The 19,211-nt window shown below is 59.4% G+C and carries 15 protein-coding genes, 1 tRNA gene, 2 pseudogenes and 1 riboswitch (1 of these 19 running past the window's edge); of the genes and pseudogenes, 11 read left to right on the top strand and 7 right to left on the bottom strand.

What is annotated here, in order from left to right; genetic code table 11:
- Positions 1 to 63: 63 nt before the first annotated feature.
- Positions 64 to 140: transfer RNA gene (locus GTN70_09795), tRNA-Arg, on the top strand.
- Positions 141 to 197: 57 nt separating this feature from the next.
- On the opposite strand, the gene thiE (GTN70_09790) is transcribed toward GTN70_09795, so the two are convergent.
- From thiE (GTN70_09790) to GTN70_09765, 6 genes are all read right to left on the bottom strand, one after another.
- Positions 198 to 842, bottom strand: a complete 645-nt coding sequence (gene thiE / locus GTN70_09790; protein ID NIO17267.1) for a thiamine phosphate synthase — start codon at positions 840 to 842, stop codon at positions 198 to 200.
- A 39-nt stretch (positions 843 to 881) separates the two neighbouring features.
- On the bottom strand, positions 882 to 1,520 hold the full coding sequence (gene thiE, locus GTN70_09785) for a thiamine phosphate synthase (GenBank protein ID NIO17266.1): 639 nt from the start codon (positions 1,518 to 1,520) through the stop codon (positions 882 to 884).
- A 7-nt stretch (positions 1,521 to 1,527) separates the two neighbouring features.
- Positions 1,528 to 2,301 (bottom strand): thiazole synthase, encoded by a 774-nt coding sequence (locus GTN70_09780; protein ID NIO17265.1) that lies wholly within the window; start codon positions 2,299 to 2,301, stop codon positions 1,528 to 1,530.
- Positions 2,302 to 2,321: 20 nt separating this feature from the next.
- Complete coding sequence (thiS, locus tag GTN70_09775) at positions 2,322 to 2,522, bottom strand: sulfur carrier protein ThiS (protein ID NIO17264.1); 201 nt, start codon at positions 2,520 to 2,522, stop codon at positions 2,322 to 2,324.
- Positions 2,523 to 2,538: 16 nt separating this feature from the next.
- Positions 2,539 to 3,936 carry a [FeFe] hydrogenase H-cluster radical SAM maturase HydG gene (gene hydG / locus GTN70_09770; GenBank protein NIO17263.1) on the bottom strand — a complete coding sequence of 466 codons (1,398 nt, stop codon included), beginning with the start codon at positions 3,934 to 3,936 and terminating at the stop codon, positions 2,539 to 2,541.
- Between the two features lie 82 nt (positions 3,937 to 4,018).
- A riboswitch (TPP riboswitch) is annotated at positions 4,019 to 4,125 on the bottom strand.
- Positions 4,126 to 4,239: 114 nt separating this feature from the next.
- Positions 4,240 to 6,129, bottom strand: coding sequence for a heavy metal translocating P-type ATPase (locus GTN70_09765; GenBank protein ID NIO17262.1), 1,890 nt, complete (start codon positions 6,127 to 6,129; stop codon positions 4,240 to 4,242).
- Positions 6,130 to 6,332: 203 nt separating this feature from the next.
- Here GTN70_09765 and GTN70_09760 point away from each other — a divergent pair, with 203 nt between their 5' ends.
- On the top strand, positions 6,333 to 7,067 hold the full coding sequence (locus GTN70_09760; protein NIO17261.1) for a hypothetical protein: 735 nt from the start codon (positions 6,333 to 6,335) through the stop codon (positions 7,065 to 7,067).
- A gap of 24 nt (positions 7,068 to 7,091) precedes the next feature.
- Here the strand turns inward: GTN70_09760 and GTN70_09755 are convergent, their stop codons facing one another.
- A complete protein-coding gene (locus tag GTN70_09755; protein ID NIO17260.1) occupies positions 7,092 to 8,858 on the bottom strand; it encodes a hypothetical protein in 1,767 nt (588 codons plus the stop codon).
- A 437-nt stretch (positions 8,859 to 9,295) separates the two neighbouring features.
- On the opposite strand from GTN70_09755, the gene GTN70_09750 reads away from it, so the two are divergent.
- The 9 genes and pseudogenes from GTN70_09750 to gnd form a co-directional block, all read left to right on the top strand.
- Positions 9,296 to 9,691, top strand: coding sequence for a hypothetical protein (locus GTN70_09750; GenBank protein NIO17259.1), 396 nt, complete (start codon positions 9,296 to 9,298; stop codon positions 9,689 to 9,691).
- A 152-nt stretch (positions 9,692 to 9,843) separates the two neighbouring features.
- Positions 9,844 to 10,062 carry a hypothetical protein gene (locus GTN70_09745; GenBank protein NIO17258.1) on the top strand — a complete coding sequence of 73 codons (219 nt, stop codon included), beginning with the start codon at positions 9,844 to 9,846 and terminating at the stop codon, positions 10,060 to 10,062.
- Positions 10,063 to 10,163: 101 nt separating this feature from the next.
- A complete protein-coding gene (locus GTN70_09740) occupies positions 10,164 to 10,628 on the top strand; it encodes a hypothetical protein (GenBank protein NIO17257.1) in 465 nt (154 codons plus the stop codon).
- A 217-nt stretch (positions 10,629 to 10,845) separates the two neighbouring features.
- A complete protein-coding gene (locus GTN70_09735) occupies positions 10,846 to 11,553 on the top strand; it encodes a TVP38/TMEM64 family protein (GenBank protein ID NIO17256.1) in 708 nt (235 codons plus the stop codon).
- 33 nt (positions 11,554 to 11,586) lie between these two features.
- Entirely contained in the window at positions 11,587 to 13,044 is a 1,458-nt protein-coding gene (locus GTN70_09730; protein ID NIO17255.1) for an FAD-dependent oxidoreductase, read from the top strand.
- Positions 13,045 to 13,065: 21 nt separating this feature from the next.
- Positions 13,066 to 15,144 (top strand): transketolase, encoded by a 2,079-nt coding sequence (tkt, locus tag GTN70_09725; protein ID NIO17254.1) that lies wholly within the window; start codon positions 13,066 to 13,068, stop codon positions 15,142 to 15,144.
- A gap of 3 nt (positions 15,145 to 15,147) precedes the next feature.
- Positions 15,148 to 15,630 carry a ribose 5-phosphate isomerase B gene (gene rpiB, locus GTN70_09720; GenBank protein NIO17253.1) on the top strand — a complete coding sequence of 161 codons (483 nt, stop codon included), beginning with the start codon at positions 15,148 to 15,150 and terminating at the stop codon, positions 15,628 to 15,630.
- Positions 15,627 to 18,427: pseudogene (locus tag GTN70_09715) on the top strand (bifunctional transaldolase/phosoglucose isomerase). Before rpiB ends, GTN70_09715 begins: the two are co-directional and overlap by 4 nt.
- A gap of 44 nt (positions 18,428 to 18,471) precedes the next feature.
- Positions 18,472 to 19,211, top strand: a pseudogene (gene gnd / locus GTN70_09710) (decarboxylating 6-phosphogluconate dehydrogenase) (it continues 194 nt past the right edge of the window).

Below are 19,211 nucleotides of genomic sequence, written 5' to 3'. Positions count from 1 at the left end.
CATTCGATTCACTTTTGCGTTTGCCACGGCGAACGTTACCCCTTACAATTTAAAAAAATTGGTGCGCCCTTAGCTCAATGGACCAGAGCACCTGGCTTCGGACCAGGGGGTTGGGGGTTCGAATCCTCCAGGGCGCGCCAGGAAATTACCCCTCGAAAGGGGGGTGATCGTGTCGTCCCTTTTTTCCTTGCAAATTTTCAACGCGACTGTTTCGCCTCCAAGACGACGTCCCTCAACCGCTTCACGCTCCGGCACATGTCATCCTCACAGACCACGGCCGAGATAACGGCAACGGCAGTCGCTCCCGCCTGAATAACCGAGGCGGCGTTCTCGTGGTCGATGCCCCCTATGGCCACAAGAGGTATGTCCGTCGCCTTTCTCACCTCTTTTATGAATGATAGCCCCACGGGGCTGCCCGCGTCCCTCTTTGCCTCCCTGGTCTCGAACACGGGGCCGACGCCGATATAGTCGACACCTGCCGCGCAGGCCTCCCTGAGCTCCTGGGCCGTTCCCGCCGAAGCACCGAGCAGAAGCGGCACCGGGTAAATCGAGCGCGCAGCCGGGTAGGGAAAGTCATCATACCCCACGTGGACGCCGTGGGCTAAGGAAGCCAGGGCAATATCAATCCTGTCGTTTACTATGAAGACTCTTTTGAAGGATTCGGCGATCTCCCGGAGAATGCGGGCTGTTTTGAGGAGTTCACCGGGCGTTTGCTCCTTGTCCCTGAGCTGCACCACGTCGGCACCTCCCCGGTATGCCTCCTCCGCCACGAGCGCATGGGGCCTCATCCCCGAGAGGCGGTAATCGGTGATGACGTAAACGCTCCATCCTGATGGACCCATCCCTTCAACTCCTCATTTGACCGCCATGCCAAACGAAGCCTATCCGGGCACGGCTGTTTTCTCGAGAAAGAGGGCAGCCGCATTACCCGGCGATGGTGCGGCAATGATCGCCGATATGAGCGCGACCCCGAATGGCTTCCCATCAGCCATCACGCGATCGATCGTAGCCGGCTTTATCCCTCCCAGCGCGAAAACGGGTATGCCTACCGCCCTGACCACCTCGGCAAGCTTTGCCACTCCTGCGGGAGGACCGAAGGCCTCCTTCGAGGGCGTTTTGAAAACAGGCCCGAAAGTAAGAAAGTCAGCACCTTCCTCCTCGGCCCTCTTTGCCGACTGGAGAGAATGCGTCGAACGCCCCACTGTCATGCCGCCGCAGATCCTTTTCGCATCCGCCACGGGGATCGACGCCTCACCCAGATGCACACCGTCAGCCGTAACCGCCAGTGCGACGTCGATCCGGTCGTTTACGAAGAGTTTCGCGCCGTACCTCGCGGTGAGCTTCCTGGCCTCCGATGCGAGCTGGAAGAGATCCCTTCCCGTCATGTCTTTTTCCCGCAGCTGAATCGCACCTATCCCGGATTCGAGTGCCTCCTCGAGCACCTCGAGAAGATCCCCACGCTTTGCCTGATGACGGTCGGTTATGAGATAAACACGAAAATCTATTTCCCCGGTTTCCATGGGAAGATCAGAAAAACGTCCCGTCGAGGGGGCTGGATGCGGTGGCGTAGAGCTTTCGGGGGATCCTCCCCGAAACGAAGGCCTTCCGGCCGGCCATGACCGCGAGCTTCATCGCCTCCGCCATCTGCACCGGGTCCCGGGCGCAGGCGATCCCCGTGTTCATGAGCACCCCGTCACAGCCGAGCTCCATGGCGATAGCCGCATCGGATGCCGTGCCCACGCCGGCATCGACGATGACCGGAACCCGTGCCTGTTCGAGCAGGATCCTCAGGTTGAAGGGATTGCGCACACCGAGCCCCGAACCGATGGGGGCAGCCAGCGGCATGACTGCCGCGCAGCCTACATCCTCCAGCTTTCTGGCCACGATCGGGTCATCGTTGGTATAGGGAAGAACGGTAAATCCCTCTTTGACGAGATACTCGGATGCCTCGATGAGCTGCTCCGTGTCCGGGAAGAGCGTCTTCTCGTCACCGATGACCTCGAGCTTCACCATATCGGACATCCCCGCCTCCCGTGCGAGCATGGCCGTCCTGATCGCGTCCTCCTTCGTGTAGCAGGCAGCCGTGTTGGGAAGAATCAGGTACTTGGAGTCGTCCAGGTAGTCGAGAAGGGATTCGCCGCTTTTGTCGGTGAGGTCGACCCTCCGCACTGCGACGGTGACGATCTCCGTTCCCGATACCTCGAGGGCCTTCACCATGGTGGAGAAGTCAGGGTACTTTCCGGTTCCCAGGATGAGCCTCGATTGAAACTGCCGGTTTCCTATCGCGAGCGCCGTGTCCATATGGCTGCCTCCTTGTTTTTCTATCCGCCCCCCACGAAATGGACGACCTCTACCCTATCGCCGTCCCGGAGGATGGTTGTCCCGTAGTCGCCCTTCCCCACGATTTTCCTGTTCAGCTCGACGGCCACACGGGAACTCCTGATTTCGAGTATCTCGAGCATCTCCGTGACGCTCACCCGGCCTTCGAAGGTATATCTCGACCCGTTCACGATGAGCTCCACCGCGCCATTCCCTCCTTTAGAACTTTCTGTCCTTTTCCCCGCCGAGAACCCTTTCCAGCTGCCGTTGAAATTCCCCCTCGAGATGCGGGGCCACGGAAGCCGACTCCCTTCTTACCAGGTCGAGGCATTTCCCGGCCAGGCTCTCGTCCTCCAGCCCCAGGGCATGCTCGGCCAGGCTGAGAAGCGCATTTGCGTGACAGATATCGCTTATTTTGCCCTCCGTTGCAATTCCCGTAAACCTCTGGCCGGTCCTTCCGCTCCGGTAGCAGCTCGTGCAGAGGCTCGGGATGTGGGAACCTTCGATCAGAGCTTCGATCATCTCGTCCAGGGATCTCTTATCCTCTACGTTGAACTGCTCGCCCTTCCCGGGATGTGCGGGCCTTCCATACCCGCCCGGCGACGTCCGTGACCCGGCGCTTATCTGCGATGCGCCGGCATGAAGGGCCTTCTCACGCAGCCATCCCGGCTCGCGGGTCGATACCACCACACCCGCCGCGGGGACGCAGAGGCGATAGGCGGCAACGATCCTCAAAAAATCGGTATCCGAAACCGGGTGGGGAGGGCTGAGCAACATCGCTCCTGTGGCATACTTGAATCTGGGGACCGAAAGCGTGTGAGGCCAGAAGCCGTAACGTTCCCTGAGATAGGTTGCGTGAAGCACGGTGGCTATGGCATCGAATTTCCAGTCATACAGGCCAAAGAGCACACCGATTCCCAGGTCATCGAATCCTGCCTGAACGGCCCTGTCCATGCAGGAGAGCCTCCACAGGTAATCCGCCTTTTTCCCCGACGGGTGCATCTCCTGGTAGGCGCGCCTGTGGTAGGTTTCCTGGAACACCTGGTATACCCCCGCTCCCGCCTCCTTGATCTTCCGCAGTTCCGCAACCGGCATCGGGGCCGAGTTGAGGTGGAGCATCCGTATGCCGGTCGTGCCGTATATCGACCTCATGACATCGGCGATATAGTCCGCCTGCCCGGGCCCCGCGCTTTCACCGCAAACCAGGAGCAACCTCCGGTAGCCCTTCGCCACGAGGAGCGATGCTTCCCCGGCAGCCTCCTCGGGACTGAGGGTGATCTCCTGTCTCGACGGATTTTCACTCCTGAAACCGCAGTAAATGCAGTTGTTATGACACCGGCTCGAAATGTACAGGGGGGCGAAGAGAACGATCCGCTTCCCGAAAAGGGTCTTCTTCAGCTCCCCTGCTCTCTCGATCATGAGAGCTGTTATCTTCGGGTCATCGGTGAGGAAAAATCGGGCCGCATCGAGGGGGGAGAGCGGTTTTCCCGGAGCGACCCTGTTCAGTATCTCGACGGCTTCGTCCTGTGAGAGGGGGGTCGCCCCCGAAAGGATCCTCCCCGCAAGATCTTCGATCCCTTCGAGCTGAACACCCGTGAGAGTTTCCCGCACAAGCATGGTGGCACCTCTCTAAATAAGAAAAACCGCATCCTGCGCGGATACGGCTGCTCAGCCCTGATGTGTTGAAGCGTCTGCAATGGGAAAAATCGGCCGCGCTCCCTACGCCGGCATTACCCGGATCAGGTTCAAGGGGTTGTCCCGGATAAGGTCCGGAACTCTCAGCTCACCGCACCCCCGCGTATGTTTCTTATTGTAGCACTGTTCATCCTGCCTTTGTGAACTTAATCGAATTTCCCCGGAAAATGCCGGACATTTCAGATCACCTTCAGGGAAGCTGCCCGCGCACTCACCGCGGGCCTGTCAAACCGATTCTTTCACCAGGGAAAGGCTGGCAGAGCTGAGCACCACGAGAACCGAGCCGATATTGTGGACCACGGCGCCCATGACGGGGGAGAGAATCCCGCCGCCGCTGGCGATGACGGCGATGAAGTTGAAGAGCATGCCGAAAGCGATGTTCCACTTGATGACTTTCAGTGTCCTCTTGCTCAGCCATATCAGGAAAGGTATCTTGGAGATGTCGTCGTTCATCAGGGCTATGTCGGCTGTATCCAGAGCGATGTCGGTTCCCGCAGCACCCATGGCGATCCCCACGTTGGCGGTGGAAAGTGCCGGGGCATCGTTGATCCCGTCCCCGACGAAGACAACCGTAGCCCCTTCTCTCTGATACTGCTTGATCACGTGGAGCTTCTCCTCGGGATTGAGCCCGTACCATCTCTCGGTGAGGCCCACGGAATCCGCCACGAGCTTCGTCGCCCTCTCATGATCCCCGGACACCACGCCCGTCTTCAGGATCCCCAGCGACCGAAGCTTGGCTACCGTCTGCGGGGCATGCTCGCGCACCCTGTCGGAAACGCTGATGACTCCCACGGGACGGCTGTCCTGATAGACGACCAGGGGCGTGGACCCCCTCCTCTTGAAGGACTCATAGTTTTCCCGCAGGGAGTCCGGGAGATGAACTGAGCCACCCCCGATGTAGGTGCTCCCCACCTCGACGAGCTCACCCCCCACCTTTCCCCTGACTCCCATCCCTATCAGGGTAATGACTTCCTCGGCATAGCTCAGGGATACTTTCGCATAGTGGGCGGCCTTCAGGATTGCGCGGGCGAGGGGGTGCGTGCTGTTCTGCTCGACGCACGCGGCTTTGGCCAGGATCTGTTCGGTGCCGATGTCATCGACGGCGACGATCTCATCCACCCGCGGCTCCCCGGCTGTCAGGGTCCCCGTCTTGTCGAAGAGGACAACGGTGGCCCTGCCGGCCTCTTCCAGGTACTGACCGGCTTTTACGAGAACTCCCGCCCTTGCGAGGCGCCCGATCGCTGCGACCACGGCCGTGGGCGCGGCGAGGATGAGTGCGCAGGGACAGCCCACGATGAGAACCGCTATGGCCCGGCTCGATTCTCCGGTAAATAGCCACGCAACTCCCGCACATGCGAGGATGAGGGGGGTAAACCACCGGGCGTAGCGGTCGATGAGCCTCACCACCTCCGGTTTGTGCGCCTCCGCGTCAGAAATGAGCTGGATTACCCTCCCGAGGGTGGAGTCCTTTCCTATCCTGGTGGCCCTGACTTTTGCGACGCCGCTCTGATTCAGGGTCCCCGCATACACCTCATCGCCCGGCTTTTTCTCCCTCGGCATCGGCTCTCCCGTCACAGATGACTCATCGACTGCGGTCAGGCCTTCCACGATGTCCCCGTCTACGGGAATGCGCTCCCCCGGTCGCACGAGGAGAAGATCCCCCGAGCTTATATCCGACACCTTCACCCTCTTCGTCTCCCCATCGGCAATAACGGTGGCAACGTCAGGAGAGATGCTCATGAGCGACACGACAGCGTTCCGGGCAGACTCGGCCGTCACCTTCTCGATGACCGCCCCGAGGACCATCACGAAACTCACGATGGCCGCTGTGAGAAATTCCCCCTTCACAAGGCTCGCTATTATCGCCAGGCTCACCAGCTCGTCCACGTTCACCTTGCGCCGCACCAGCCCGTCGACGGCTCCTCTGACGATGGGAAACCCGTTCAGGGCGACAGAGGCAAGGGCCAGGGCAATTCCCTCGAAAGATTTAAGGTGCGTCCCCCCTTCCCAGAGGTAGGCGGCCAGGGCGAAAACGGCACCCGCAAAGACCCTGTAGAACTCCCCGGATCTGAGCAGTTTCCGGTAGACACCGAGATGCGAGTAGCGGCCTATCATTTCCCGTCCATTTCTCCCCGCGTCAGATGACGCGTTCCCGTACCAACAGTGTACCCTAATTTCGTCCCCGGAAACGCTATCTGTGAACTTTCGAGGAAACTAAACGAAGGCAAAAACGTCCCTCTATAGCCATATCTTCCTGAAAATGGTAGAATTTTTTGTTAACGGGGCGCGGCCCCGATCCGGAAAGGAGGAAACATATCATGAGAAGGCTTGCATTGTTGCTCGTTGTGCTTTTATTAGCCGGTACCCCTTTCCCCGCCTCCGGCGCGGAAGGGGAAATGCAGCAGAAAGGCGCAGCAGAGGCCGGCATGATGCTTCACCACCTGCACATCATGATGAATCACGGCATCACCATGGTGACCGAGGGATCGAATCTCGTGATGATAGCCGGGATGAAGATGACCCGGTACCTGGACAGGCCCACGAAGATGCACGGGCAGACCATGGTCGCCAAGGGCACGAAGATCATACAGCGTTCTCTCGGGGGTTCCGAGATAAAGGAGTTGATGAAGGGAGAGCTTGCCGACTCACCACTCATGCAGTACACGCAAGCCCTCGGGAATGCGATGCTCGACGTGATCGCCCAGCTGGGGAAGATGGACATCGAGCACATGTCCTCGGCACGCTCGATGTCGATGCACCACATGCACATCGCGCTTAACCATGCCCTCCAGATGGCCACCCAGGGAGCGAGCCTGATCATGCTCGGAAAGATGGGGATGGCAGGAGAGGTGGACGAATTCTCCCTGGACCACGGCAGAGCCATGGTGTCAGATGCCAGGGCCCTTTTCACGGAGACCATGGACGGCGAGGAAATGAAGTTCCTGCGCGGCATGGGGGCGACGCCGGAAAATTCCACCCTGATGAAACTGACCTACGACCTGGCCGACGCGATCTCGAAGGTAATCTCCCTTCTCGAAAGGATGCCCGGGTGATGGCCCGACAGGACGAGCCCGCCGTTAAAAGAGATCCAGGAGCGCCTCTGAAATGTAATGGGAAAGGCCCACATCCCGCTGTCCCGTCAGCTCTCTGGATACGTTGAAATCGACCTCGAAAAGATCGCGCTTCAGGCGGTTCACCGTCTGAGGATCGGAAAAGCCGATATTCGTCTCCTGGTTGAGGCGCATGCTGAGCAGATTGAGATTGGCCGAGCCAAGGCATGCCCACCCGTCAAAAATCGCCGCCTTGACGTGGGTCATTCCGGGATAGACAAAGACACGTATGCCGTTTCTGACCATGCTGTTCGCAGCGAGCAGGTTGCTGCTGGTCATGAGCTCCGAATCGGTGCGGGAGGGCAAGATCACCCGCACGTCCACCCCGCGGCGGCGCGCCTTTATCAGCTCATTTAACATCGTATCATCGGTAAAGTAGGGATTCTCTATGTAGATGTACCGCCGTGCCTCCCGTATCGCCGCTATGTGAGCCCGATAGATTTCCTCATCGCCGGTCTTCGTGTACAGGGGCCGTATATCGATGTAATCATCCCTGTGCTCCTTCCCCCGATAACTCTCTGTCCTGAACAGGGAAGCCCATGCGTATCCCAGGTCTCCCGCGGGTCCCTGGTGGGCCCATGCCCTGAAAAAGTCCTTGCTCAGCCGACCCACGACAGGGCCTTCGAGCTCGACCATCATGTCGTGCCAGTCGAAGCGGTATTCCCGTCCGATGTTCATGCCGCCGACAAACGCCCTCTTCCTGTCGATGATGATCGTTTTCGTGTGGTCGGAAGTGAACCAGGGATTTGCGATGGGACGGACGGTGACCGCGGAATCCCTTTCCAGATATTCTTTTATCGATGCGGGAAAGGTGAAATTTTCCGGGACCGGCGATTCGGGTGGCTGCCTGCCGTTTAACATCGAGCTCATCTCACACATCAAAACCTTCACCTCAACCTCTTTTGACCGTTCCCTGAGCAGGTCGGCAATCCTGACCGCATAATCGTCCGTGTCGAATATGTTTATGCGGACATAGACGGAATCGGCTGCTTCCTCCATCGACTGGATCAACTCGGAGAAAAAATCCTCCCCGTCAATGAGGAACTTGACGCTTCCCCGGTATCGCTTTCCCCCCGTTATCCCGTCGAGCTTCTCCTCCCACTTGCCAAGATCCATCGGGCGGGCATGCGACAGGGGAGGTGGGGGGTCGTCGTATTCATGGACGATGGAGGTAAGGGTCCCCTTGGTGGTATCGAATGCATAGTTCAGGAGCCGAAAGGACGAGGAAATGGGGCTCTTGACGAGGGTCATCACGTGGCTGTTGAGCAAAACGGCACCCAGAAAACGCACGCTGAAGCCAAGAGACGTCCCCTCATTCTTCTGGGAAGGCTGATTCGTTCCTTCTGGCAAAGCCCGGCGACTCATGCCGGAGGTGGCATAGCGGGGATACGCTCCCGCTGCCGCGCGAGGGTCGCTTGCGGGCGGAGCGGCGGATGTTCCATTCAATGTGGAGATGCCGCCGTCCCGAAAACCTGGTTTGGCCTCTATTCTCGACAGGGTGAAAGCGACCGAATCGATATGCAACTCCTTCTCCATGCCGGCAAATTTTGCTGAACCGGCGTAGACCCCCTCGTAAATCCGGTCTCTTCCAACGCCTCGGTAATCCCCGCGAAGCAAAAGGCCGGCAGTTTCATCCACCCTTTTACCCGGAAGATCGAGGCCGAGGGAAGCAAAACGGACTCCTCCAAACTCCACATCGCTGCCCCACCCGGGGGAAAGGGATACAATCGTCATGAACGCACCCAGAATCAGTACAAGAGGTAGGCGAAAGCGACGCGTTCCAACGAAAGGTATGTGGGTTTGCCGTGCCATGTCTATTTCCATTACAAACACCGTGCCGCCCGGGAAAATCGCTGCCTGAATTCTCTAAATATTTATTTTCATTGGTAATTATTGAGCGCCAGATCGGCCACGGGCAATCGAATAGGAACGGTGCTGCGCGGTCTCATCTGCATGCTGCGCACCTGCATTCACACCCGGACGGGGCTTTTCTCGGGGGAAACAACCCCGAATCCCCTGCCGTGGTCATCGGCGGGAGATCCTGTTTTCTTCGTGGTAAACTGAGAAGACACGGGAAAAGGCGCTGCGAAGCCAGATGCGGCGGTGGAAAAATGGTCACGAGGGAAAGCAAAACAACCGGAAATGGGAAAGCCCGGGGGAAGCGGCCCGTTTTGCCAAGACTGCCTGCCGCCGCAATCCTCCTGCCCCTTCTTTTCCTTCTGCAGCCTGCCTGCCGGCCACCCTCCCCTTCCCTGACAACGGTGTCCGGCAAGACCCTGTTTCGTGAGATGGGGCCTGCGGCCGGCATGGCCCTGGAGGACGTCACCATCGAGGTTCTCCGCTGGGAGGAAGGAAAATGGCAACCCCACGCGAAGACCCGCAGCGGATATCACGGATCTTTTGTCGTTAATCTGCCGGAGGGAAAATATCTCCTCATTGCCAGGACGACACTGGAAAGAAGCAGCGGGGACCTTGAGCTTGCGGGACGGCTGGAAGGACTCGTCGTCTCCTCAACCGATCGACGCCTGGACCAACTCGTCATTGAGATGCGCCGGACTATGGATTGATTTTCGGTCCGGGCCCTTCCGGGTCCGGAACTATCACCCCGGAGCCCTGGATTTCAGGCGAAAGAAATAGATAATCCCGGGCAATAATTCCCTTGACAATGCGAAAATTTGATGTAATGTAACATACTGAACATGATATAGGAACGTTCGATATGGTGCGGGGAAAGAGCGGGAGAATCGTACTGGAAGTCGACCCATCGGTCAAGGAGCGGCTCTATGACGCCCTGAGCGAAGAGGGCGTAACGCTGAAAGAGTGGTTTCTGCGCCGGGCCATCCGCTACATCAGCGAAAGGACCCAGCCCTCCCTCTTCGACCCCGAATACCGGGACAAAGTGCCCCCCCAGGATACCGGGAAGAAGCCGGAAGACTAAGACGGGAGACCTATAACAATCTCATGAAAATCAAGACATTTTGGTTTTTCGCCCGTAAACGGAGCGGGATTTGGGAAAAAGAGCGCGCAGGCAACGGCACCATGAAGAACACAATTCCTGTCATCGTCATATCGGTGTCTTTATCGCTTTTGACCCACACCCCCGCCGCCGCGAGCAAGCCCCCGACGTACCGGCTGCATGGTTCGTATGCAGAAGGGGCGAGCAGATTTTCTCTCCCCGATCACCGCGTCATCTCCCCCGGAGATGCTTATTTTCCGGAAGAAAGCTTTCCCGTCGAGAGGGGAGCGCAACAGTCCGCCGGTCTGCGATACGCCTCTTCCCAGAAGATCGGGGCCACCAGGGCGGCAGCAGGCAGAGGCGTTGACCGGGTCTCGGAAAACCGACAGCCGGGGAAGTTGATCCCCTTACCGCTCAGCGGGTCCGTCATGCTGCTTCTCACCGGCACCGGCCTGATACTCCTGGCGGGATTGGGGATGAAAACCTGCCGCAGGATCATATCGAAGATACAGGGAAAAGCGATTCCGGGTTCGTCCCCGCCTTCCTGACGCGACCAACCCCTCTTCCATCCTCCCAACCGGTAGAAGTCCGGAAGTGTCATCATTACCGGGCTTTGGGGAATCATCCGCCATCTTTCGGCAATCAAACAGTTATAGGTTACACATAGATAAGAAATCTGCTACCTTTAAAAATATGTAAGGAAATCAATTTTATTGCGACTGAAAAATTAAAAACCGCAGGAATGCGAAAAAAACAATCTCGGATATGAAAAGAAACACGATTCAGAAGATCGGCATAGTCCTCGTCATCGCCCTCTGTGTCGCCGCGTTCAAGATATTCAACCTGGATCAGTACTTTTCCCTCGCCTACATAAAAGCGTCCCAGGAGAGTTTCCGGGCGCTCTATGCGGAAAACAGCGCCCTGGTTATCGGTAGTTACATGCTCATCTACATACTGGTTACCTCACTGTCTCTTCCGGGGGCTGCCGTTTTGACCCTCCTGGGAGGGGCACTCTTCGGCTTCCTCGTGGGTACGGTCGTCGTATCCTTTGCCAGCAGCATCGGTGCCACGCTGGCCTGTTTCGTTTCGCGATACCTTCTCCAGGGCTGGGTCCAGGGAAAATTCGGCGACAAGCTCCAGACGGTGAACGAAGGGGTTGAAAAGGAAGGCCCCTTCTACCTCTTCACCTTGCGGCTCATTCCCGTCTTCCCCTTCTGGATGATCAATCTCGTCATGGGGCTCACGAAGATGCCTCTACGCACCTTCTACTGGGTATCACAGGTGGGGATGCTCGCCGGTACCATGGTCTATGTAAACGCAGGAAAGGAGCTGGCGAAAATAGACTCCCTGAAAGGCATCCTCTCTCCCGGGTTGATCATCTCCTTCGTCATTCTGGGGCTTTTCCCGTTAACGGTGAAAAAACTGATGTCCCTTTACAAATCGAGGAGGGTAAACGCCGTAAAGGGCTCATAACGTCTCGATACCACACTATTTGGGAGGGGTGTAATGGCAAATTTTGAATATGATCTGGGCGTACTCGGCGGGGGAGCCGCAGGCCTGACCGTTACCGCAGGGGCAGCGCAGCTCGGGGCAAAGACCATGCTCATCGAAAAAGAGAAGGAGCTGGGGGGCGACTGCCTCCATTACGGGTGCGTCCCGAGTAAGACGCTCATAAAAACGGCTCACGTGTGCCACCTCATGAAGAGCGCGGACCGGTACGGTCTGCCCCCGGTGGACGTAGAGCCCGTCGATTTCCGGGAGGTGGCTAAGCGTATCAGGTCGGTCATCGACATTATCCAGAAGCACGATTCCGAGGAGAGGTTCTGCAGGCTCGGAGCAAAGGTCGAGTTCGGTGATGCAACGTTCATCGACGAGAATGCGGTCAGGCTGAACGGGAGGACCGTTTCTGCGAAAAACTGGGTCATCGCCACGGGGTCGTCCCCCGCTATACCCTCGATCGAGGGCCTGGACAAAACTCCCTTCATCACGAACAAAGAGATATTCTCCCTGGACAGGCTGCCCTCTTCGATGATCGTGCTGGGAGCCGGTCCCATAGCCATCGAGATGGCCCAGGCATTTACCAGGCTCGGGACGAAGGTGACCGTCGTCCAGAGAAGCGGGCAGATCTTGAGCAAGGAGGACAGGGACATGGCGGACCAGGTCATGGAGGTGCTCTCCGGAGAGGGGGTCACGTTTCACCTCAATTCGGCAGTCCTGAGAGCCCGCGACCGGGGAGGTGAACGGGAGATCACGATAAAAACGGGCGAGGGGGGGACCAGGGATCTCAGGGCAGAGACGATCCTCGTCGCGATGGGCAGGAGCCCCAACCTCTACGGGGCGGGTCTCGAGGAGATCGGCATCGCCTTCGACCGGAAAGGTCTCACGGTGGACAAAAGATTGAGGACCAACTACAAGCACATCTACGGTGCCGGGGACGTGACGGGAAAATATCAGTTCACCCACGCTGCCGGCTACGAGGGAGGCATCGTGCTGAGCAATACTGTCTTTCGCATCCCCCGGAATACGGACTATACGAACCTCCCCTGGTGCACGTACACCGACCCCGAGCTGGCAAGCATCGGGATGAACGAGAAGAGGGCTAAAGAGGCGGGCATAGAGTATTCGGTATGGACGGAGGAATTCAAAGACAACGACAGAAGCCTCGCCGAGGGATCAAAGGTGGGAAAGATCAAGATGATCCTGGACGCCAGGGAAAAGCCCATCGGCGTCCAGATACTTGGCCTCCACGCGGGAGAGCTCGTAAACGAATGGGTGGCCGTCATGAACGGGAAGGTGAAGCTTTCCACCCTGGCCTCCGCCGTCCACCCCTACCCGACCCTGGGAGAGATAAGCAAGAGGGTAACGGGGACGTTCTTTGCGGGAAAGATCTTCTCCGACAGGGTCAAAAAAGGCCTGAAGCTCCTCTTCAACCTGAAGGGAAGGGCCTGCGGTGAAGAGGAGTGAGAAAACCTGGAGCCTTGAGCTATGGTACCGCGACACAAAAAACATAACGACCACATAGAAAAGCTGTGCATAAACACGATACGGACCCTGTCCATCGATGCCGTGCAGGCAGCAAATTCCGGCCACCCCGGGACGCCCATGGCTCTCGCCCCCGTCGTCTACTGCCTCTGGCAGCACCATCTTCGCTTCGATCCCGATGACCCGATATGGCCGAACCGGGACCGCTTCGTCCTCTCCGTCGGGCATGCCTCCATGCTTCTCTACTCCATGCTGCACTTAACCGGGGTGAAAGCGGTCAACCCGAAGTACGAAACGCTCGGCGAGCCCTCCGTCACCCTTGACGACATAAAAAGATTCCGCCAGCTCGACAGCAAGTGCCCCGGGCACCCGGAATACCGCTGGACGTCGGGAGTGGAAACCACGACGGGGCCGCTGGGACAGGGAGCGGCCGTGAGCACGGGCATGGCTATCGCCGGCGCGTGGATGGCCGGGTACTTCAACCGGCCCGGTTTCGAGATGTTCGACTACCACGTGTACGCCATGTGCAGCGATGGAGACATGATGGAGGGGGTAGCATCGGAGGCCGCATCCCTCTCCGGTCACCTGAAACTCGCGAACCTCTGCTGGATATACGACAACAACAGGATCACCATCGAGGGGCATACGGACTGGGCCTTCACCGAAGACGTGGCGACAAGGTTCATCTCCTACGGCTGGAACGTGACCCGGGTGGGCGATGCAAACGACCTGGAGATGCTCGAAGACGCTTTCCAGACCTTCAAGAATACCCCAGATAGACCAACCCTTATCATCGTCGACAGCCACATTGCCTACGGCTCCCCCAACAAGCAGGATACCAGCGCGGCCCACGGGGCTCCCCTGGGGGAGGATGAGATCAGGCTGACGAAAAGAAACTACGGGTGGCCGGAGGACAGCGCGTTCCTCGTGCCCGACGGCGTTCGGGAGCATTTCCATGACGGTATGGGAAAAAGGGGCAGGTCGCTCCGGAATGCCTGGATCGACATGTTCCACGCCTACGAAAAGAAATACCCGGAACTCGCGGACCAGCTCTTCAGCATGCAGCGGCGCAAGCTCCCGGAGGGCTGGGACCGCGGCATCCCTGAATTCGATGCTGACACAAAGGGCATGGCCGGCCGTGATGCCTCGGGCATCGTGCAGAACGCCGTGGCCGGAAACGTACCCTGGCTCATCGGCGGGTCCGCCGACCTCGCTCCGTCGACGAAGACGCGGATCACCTCTGAGGATGCCGGTGACTTCACCGGGGAAAACTACCGCGGCCGCAACCTCCACTTCGGCGTGCGGGAACACGCCATGGCATCTATCCTGAACGGAATGTCCCACTGCAAGGTCCGGCCCTATGGCTCCACGTTCCTCATATTCAGCGACTACGCCCGCCCTGCCATCAGGCTGAGCGCCCTCATGGAGCTCCCCGTCATCTACATATTCACCCACGACTCCATCGGTGTGGGCGAGGACGGGCCGACCCACCAGCCCGTTGAGCAGCTGGCATCGCTCCGGGCAATCCCGGGCCTCATCACCCTTCGTCCCGCCGACGCCGGCGAAGTGGCCGAAGCATGGCGGGTGATCATGCAGCTTGCCCACGAACCGGTTGCCCTGGTGCTATCGAGACAGGCACTTCCCGTCATCGATCGGTCGCGGTACGCGCCCGCGTCGGGTCTTGCCCGGGGGGCCTACGTCCTCGCAGACGCGGAAGGCGGTGACCCGGAGGTGCTCCTCCTGGCGACGGGAAGCGAGGTGTGGCTGTGCGTTCTGGCCCACGAAAAGCTGAAAGAGGAAGGGATACGGTCCCGCGTGGTGAGCATGCCCTCCTGGGAGATATTCGAGAAGCAGGACAAAGAGTACAAAGACAGCGTCATCCCTTCACGGATCTCGGCGCGGGTCTCCGTGGAGCTTGCATCGACCCTGGGCTGGTCGCGGTACGTGGGGCCCGCGGGAAAGGCGATCGGGATGGAAACCTTCGGCGCCTCCGCCCCCCTCAAGGAGCTGCAGAGGAAGTTCGGCTTTACACCGGAGAAGGTGGTCGCCGCAGCAAGAGAGCAGGTCGGAAAAGCGAGGTGAGAGATGCGGGTCGTCATCGGCTCTGACCATGCGGGATTTCTCCTGAAAAAGAGGCTCGTAGAGCACCTGACGGGGCTGGGGCACGAGATCGTGGACGTGGGAACAGGGAGCGAGGACCCCGTTGATTACCCCGATTTCGCCGAAGCCGTCGGGACCGCTCTCAGGGAGGGAGCAGGAGAACGGGGTATCCTTGTCTGCGGCAGCGGGGTGGGCGCATCGGTGGCTGCGAACAAGCTCCCCGGCATACGCGCGGGGCTCTGTCACGATACCTACTCCGCCCACCAGGGCGTGGAACACGACGACATGAACGTGCTCGTCGTGGGATCGCGGGTGATCGGCACCGAGCTCGCACGGGAGCTGGTGACCGCTTTTCTTTCGGCAGTGTTCACCGGAAAGGAGCGCCACGTGCGCAGACTCAACAAGGTGCTCTCCCTGGAAGCAAAATACGGGGGCAGGGCTGACAGGGTGGTGGAGAAAAAGCGATGAATCCTTTGAATGAACTGGGCAGATACGGCCAATCCATATGGCTCGACTACATCCGGCGGGATCTTATAACGGGCGGCGGACTGAAGAGGATGGTAGAGGAGGATGGACTGCGGGGAGTCACCTCCAACCCGGCCATATTCCAGAAAGCGATCACCGGCAGCACCGACTACGCGGATTTGCTCGAAAAGCTGCGCCCACGGAAGGATCTCGACCCCATGGCGATCTACGAGCAGCTCGCCATCCGCGATATAAAGGACGCGGCAGACGTGTTGCGGCCCGTCTACGAAAAGACGGGTGGGGGCGACGGGTATGTGAGCCTCGAGGTGTCCCCCTATCTCGCCGGTGAAACGAAGAGAACGATCGAAGAGGCACGACGGCTCTTTCAGGCGGTGGGGAGGGAAAACCTCATGATCAAAGTCCCCGCCACGCCGGAGGGCATCCCCGCGATCGAACAGCTCATAAGCGAGGGGATAAACGTGAACGTGACCCTCATCTTTTCCCGGGATACCTACGAAGACGTTGCCCAGGCATACATCACGGGCCTGGAAAGGTTGTCGGAAACCAGGAGCGGGGACATTGGCAGGGTGGGAAGCGTTGCCAGCTTTTTCGTCAGCCGAATAGACGCCGCAATAGAGACGGCAGTGGAAGCCCGACTCGAAGCCGGCCCGTCCCCCGATGAAGTGAGAGTGCTGAAAAGCCTTCCCGGGAGGGTTGCAATCGCGAATGCAAGGCTCGCCTACCGGCGGTACAGGGAAATTTTCCGGGGAGACCGCTGGGAAGCTCTCGCGGCGAAGGGAGCGCGGACGCAGCGGCTCCTGTGGGCGAGCACGGGAACCAAGAACCCCCGGTACAGCGATGTTCTCTACGTCGATGAGCTGATCGGGCAGGATACGGTCAACACGTTGCCTCCCGCAACGTACGAGGCATTCCGTGACCACGGGCGCGCGCGGGCAAGCCTGGAAGAGGGCGAAGAAGAGGCCCGAGAAACTATGGATTCCCTCGGTCAGGCGGGCATCTCCATGAAGCAAATTTCGGGCAGTTTGCTCGACGACGGCGTTCGCCTCTTCTCGGAAGCGTTCGATAAGCTGCTTGACGCTGTGGATGTCAGGTGCACGGAAGCGCGCAAGGCCCGGGTGAACACGCAGGATTACAGCCTTCCTGACAGCCTCGGGGCCTCCGTAACGGCAACCCTCGACACCTGGAGGGTCAGCGGAAAGGTGAGACGTCTCTTCGGGCGCGACCCATCCGTCTGGACGGGGACGGACGAGGGTAATTGGCTCGGCTGGCTGGGGATAACGGGCGACCAGCTGGCTAACGGCGGTCGTTTCGAGGATATCGCAGAGGATGTGAAGACGGGGAAGTTTTCCCACCTCCTGCTCCTGGGCATGGGGGGATCGAGCCTGTGCCCGGAAGTGCTCAGGCGCACCTTCGGGACGATAACGGGCTATCCCGAGCTCCACGTCCTCGACTCGACGGACCCCGCGCAGATCAGGTCCTTCGAAGACAGGGTTGACCCCGCGAACACCCTTTTCATCGTATCGAGCAAGTCGGGGAGCACCCTGGAGCCGAACATACTCAAGAGCTATTTCTACGAGCTGGTCGAAAAGGCCGTTGGCGCCGACAAGGCCGGGGAGCGGTTCATTGCCATAACCGATCCCGGCTCCCACCTGGAGCGGGCCGCACGGGATGATCGCTTCCGGCGCATCTTTTACGGTGTCCCCTCCATAGGCGGAAGGTTTTCCGCCCTGTCGGACTTCGGCATGGTTCCCGGCGCCGCCATGGGCGTTGACGTCAGAGAATTCCTTACCCGCTCCGACGAGATGGCCCTGGCATGCTCCTCCTGCATCCCCCCGCGGGAGAACCCCGGCGTGGTTCTGGGAACCATTCTGGGGGTCCTGGGCAACAGGGGGAAAGACAAAGTGACCATCATCACCTCGCCCGGCATCCGGGGGTTCGGTGCCTGGCTGGAACAGCTTCTCGCCGAGTCGACGGGAAAAGACGGGAAAGCCCTCATTCCCGTAGACGGCGAAGCGCTGGGTCCGCCGGCGGCATACGGTGAGGACAGGCTCTTCGTATACCTGAGACTGGAGGGGGGAGCTGAAGAGTCACTGGATAGAGGCGTAAAAGAGCTCGAGGAGAGCGGTCATCCCGTCGTCCGGATAGCGATACCCGACCTCTACAGCCTGGGCCAGGAATTTTTTCGATGGGAGATGGCAACGGCAGTGGCCGGATCGATCCTGGGGATCAACCCGTTCAATCAGCCCGACGTGGAGGCAAGCAAGGTGGCAACCAGGGAGCTGACCGACTCCTTCGAAAGGGAGGGCGCACTTCCGGCGGAGGAGCCGATCCTGGTCGAGGGGGGGATCAAGCTCTTCACCGGTCAAAGCAACGCCGCGGAAATCACCCGCCTGTCAGGGGGGGACCCATCGATGGAGGGATTTATCCGGGGGCACCTTTCCCGTATAGGGCCCGGGGACTACTTCGGCCTGCTGGCCTACATAGAGATGAACGAGGCAAANNCCTGGGCTTCGGGCCGCGCTTCCTCCACTCAACGGGCCAGGCATACAAGGGCGGCCCCAATACCGGCGTCTTCCTTCAGATAACGTGCGACGACCTGAACGACCTGTCCGTTCCGGGCCGGAAATATTCCTTCGGTATCGTCAAAGCGGCCCAGGCGCGGGGGGACTTTCAGGTCCTGTCGGAGCGCGACAGGAGGGTGCTGAGGATCCACCTCCCTGCCAAACCATCCAAAGCCCTGGATGAGCTGGAGGCGGCGGTTCGGAGGGCACTGAAATAGGCGGTTGAAAGAGGGCCCGCCTGAGAATAAAAGGAGCGGAAGACATGGAAATAGGCATGGTCGGACTGGGAAGAATGGGCGGAAACATGGTGAGACGCCTGATGAGGGACGGGCACCGCTGCGCCGGCTACGCAAGGAACCCGGAAAGCGTAAAGGAGCTCGAGGGCGAGGGGATGACGGGAGCTTGGTCCCTCGAGGATCTGACAGGGAAGCTTCGTGCGCCGCGGGCCGTGTGGGTCATGGTCCCCGCCGGCGACCCAACGGAGCAGACGGTTATGGCACTCGGAGAGCTCATGGACGAGGGCGACATCATCATCGACGGCGGCAACACCTACTTCAAGGACGATGTGCGGCGGGGAAAGCACCTGAAAAATAAGGGCATACACTATGTGGACGTGGGGACCAGCGGCGGCATCTGGGGGGCAGAGCGGGGATACTGTCTCATGATCGGCGGCGACGAGGAGATTTTCCGCTACCTGGAACCCGTCTTCAAAACCCTGGCCCCCGGGCGGGGGGAAATATCGAGAACGCCGGGACGGGAAAAGAGGGGTGGCACCGTGGAGGAGGGATACCTTCACTGCGGACCCACCGGCTCCGGGCATTTCGTCAAGATGATCCACAACGGGATCGAGTACGGGCTCATGCAGGCCTACGCCGAGGGCTTCGACATTCTGGCGAACGCCGACTCCGATGCGCTCCCCGAAGAGCATCGCTACGACCTCGACGTGGCGGAGATCGCCGAGGTCTGGAGGCGGGGAAGCGTCGTGGGCTCGTGGCTCCTCGA

It is taken from the genome of Deltaproteobacteria bacterium, assembly GCA_011773515.1.
GTDB lineage: Bacteria > Desulfobacterota > Deferrimicrobia > J040 > J040 > WVXK01.
Note: the sequence above shows the minus strand (reverse complement) of the source record. Positions and strands in the feature narration are given on the sequence as shown.

Bases quoted from the DNA above. Each gene is read 5' to 3' on its own strand.
- thiE (NIO17267.1), bottom strand. From the start codon at position 842: ATGGGTCCATCAGGATGGAGCGTTTACGTCATCACCGATTACCGCCTC.
- thiE (NIO17266.1), bottom strand. From the start codon at position 1,520: ATGGAAACCGGGGAAATAGATTTTCGTGTTTATCTCATAACCGACCGT.
- GTN70_09780 (NIO17265.1), bottom strand. From the start codon at position 2,301: ATGGACACGGCGCTCGCGATAGGAAACCGGCAGTTTCAATCGAGGCTC.
- hydG (NIO17263.1), bottom strand. From the start codon at position 3,936: ATGCTTGTGCGGGAAACTCTCACGGGTGTTCAGCTCGAAGGGATCGAA.
- GTN70_09765 (NIO17262.1), bottom strand. From the start codon at position 6,129: ATGATAGGCCGCTACTCGCATCTCGGTGTCTACCGGAAACTGCTCAGA.
- GTN70_09760 (NIO17261.1), top strand. From the start codon at position 6,333: ATGAGAAGGCTTGCATTGTTGCTCGTTGTGCTTTTATTAGCCGGTACC.
- GTN70_09755 (NIO17260.1), bottom strand. From the start codon at position 8,858: ATGACGATTGTATCCCTTTCCCCCGGGTGGGGCAGCGATGTGGAGTTT.
- GTN70_09745 (NIO17258.1), top strand. From the start codon at position 9,844: ATGGTGCGGGGAAAGAGCGGGAGAATCGTACTGGAAGTCGACCCATCG.
- GTN70_09740 (NIO17257.1), top strand. From the start codon at position 10,164: ATGAAGAACACAATTCCTGTCATCGTCATATCGGTGTCTTTATCGCTT.
- GTN70_09735 (NIO17256.1), top strand. From the start codon at position 10,846: ATGAAAAGAAACACGATTCAGAAGATCGGCATAGTCCTCGTCATCGCC.
- GTN70_09730 (NIO17255.1), top strand. From the start codon at position 11,587: ATGGCAAATTTTGAATATGATCTGGGCGTACTCGGCGGGGGAGCCGCA.
- tkt (NIO17254.1), top strand. From the start codon at position 13,066: ATGGTACCGCGACACAAAAAACATAACGACCACATAGAAAAGCTGTGC.
- rpiB (NIO17253.1), top strand. From the start codon at position 15,148: ATGCGGGTCGTCATCGGCTCTGACCATGCGGGATTTCTCCTGAAAAAG.